Raw genomic sequence first — 1,509 nt, forward strand, 5'->3', positions numbered from 1 at the left:
CAGGCGGCGCAGGCGCTCGGCGAGCGGCGCCGGCGGCGCGTTCGCGGGCCGGATCGGGGCGCCATCGGCAGGGGAGGTCGGGGTTTCGGCGACGACGGGCATGGGGTGTGCTCCGCAGGCAGCCGTCCGGACTTGCCGGAGCGGACAAAAGTGATTCCAATGTAGCACGGCGTTTCCGATCGGAAACGGCGATCCCCGTCCGGCTGTCATACCTCTTTCGGAGAACTGACGGGATCGGTCCGCTGCGCATACTGCGCCGCCGCCCAGTCGCCGCGCGACCGTGCGCGCGCGGGTACGGGAACCGTGCCGGCGGAGTTTCGCCGGCAGCCGATGGACGCAAACGAGGCCGAGGAGAGCAGCAGACGTGCAGCCCCTGCGTGAGCGGTACGATGTGGTGATCGTCGGCGGTGCCGCGGTCGGCAGTGCGGCAGCCTATTTCCTGGCCGCCGATCCGGCCTTTGCCGGGGCCTCGCTGCTCGTGGTCGAGAAGGACGCGAGCTACCGCGAGGCGGCGACGACGCTGTCGGCGGCCTCGATCCGCCACCAGTTCTCGACGCCCGAGAACATCCGGCTGTCGCAGTTCGGCACCGCCTTCCTGCGCGAGGTCGGCACGGCGCTGCGCGTCGATGACGAGGTGCCGAACGTCGGTTTCCGCGAGGGTGGCTATCTGTTCCTCGCCGGACCCGAAGGGCTGACGGCGCTCGAAACCCGGCACGAGACGCAGCGCGCGCTCGGCGCCGATGTGCGCCTGCTCAAGCCGCAACTGCTCGCCGAATGCTTTCCGTGGCTCGCGACCGGCGATCTTGCCGGTGCCTCGCTCGGTCTGTCCGGCGAAGGCTGGCTCGATGCCTGGAGCCTGCTGCGGGCACTGAAGCGCAAGGCGCGCTCGCTGCGCGCCGAGTACGTCGAGGACTGCGTGGTCGGCCTGAGCCGGCGCGGCCGGCGCATCGAATCGGTGCGCCTGGCCGGCGGCGCGACGGTCGGCTGCCGCTGGCTGCTCAACTGCGCCGGCACCGGCGCCACCAGTCTCGCCGCCCTCGCCGGCATCGAGTTGCCGGTCGAGGCGCGCAAGCGCTGCGTGTTCCATTTCCAGTGCGCGACGCCGATCAGCGGCAGTCCGCTGGTGGTCGACCCGTCCGGCGCCTGGTTCCGGCCCGAAGGTCCGGGCTGGATCGCCGGCATCGCCCCGCCGCCCGGGGCCGATCCGGTCGATCCGGGCTTCGAGGTCGACTGGAGCCAGTGGGAGGAGCGCCTGTGGCCGCTGCTCGCCGCGCGCGTGCCGGCCTTCGAGGCGGTGCGCGTCAAGAGCGCCTGGGCCGGGCATTACGACGTCAACACGCTCGACTGCAACGCCATCCTCGGCCCGCACCCGGGCCTCGACAACCTGCTGTTCGCCAACGGCTTCAGCGGTCACGGTCTGCAGCAGGCGCCGGCAGTCGGCCGCGCACTCGCCGAATGGGTCACGACCGGCGCCTCGCGCAGCCTCGACCTGTCGCGTTTCGGCTGGGC

General features: G+C 72.0%; 1 protein-coding gene. It reads left to right on the plus strand.

Annotation, left to right across the window (positions count from 1 at the left end):
* Positions 1-364 precede the first annotated feature (364 nt).
* Positions 365-1,509: FAD-binding oxidoreductase (locus PKE44_RS19420; RefSeq protein ID WP_324554503.1), on the plus strand; the 1,145-nt coding region annotated here is incomplete at its 3' end.

It is taken from the genome of Plasticicumulans sp., from assembly GCF_035331805.1.
Taxonomy (GTDB): Bacteria; Pseudomonadota; Gammaproteobacteria; order Competibacterales; family Competibacteraceae; genus Plasticicumulans.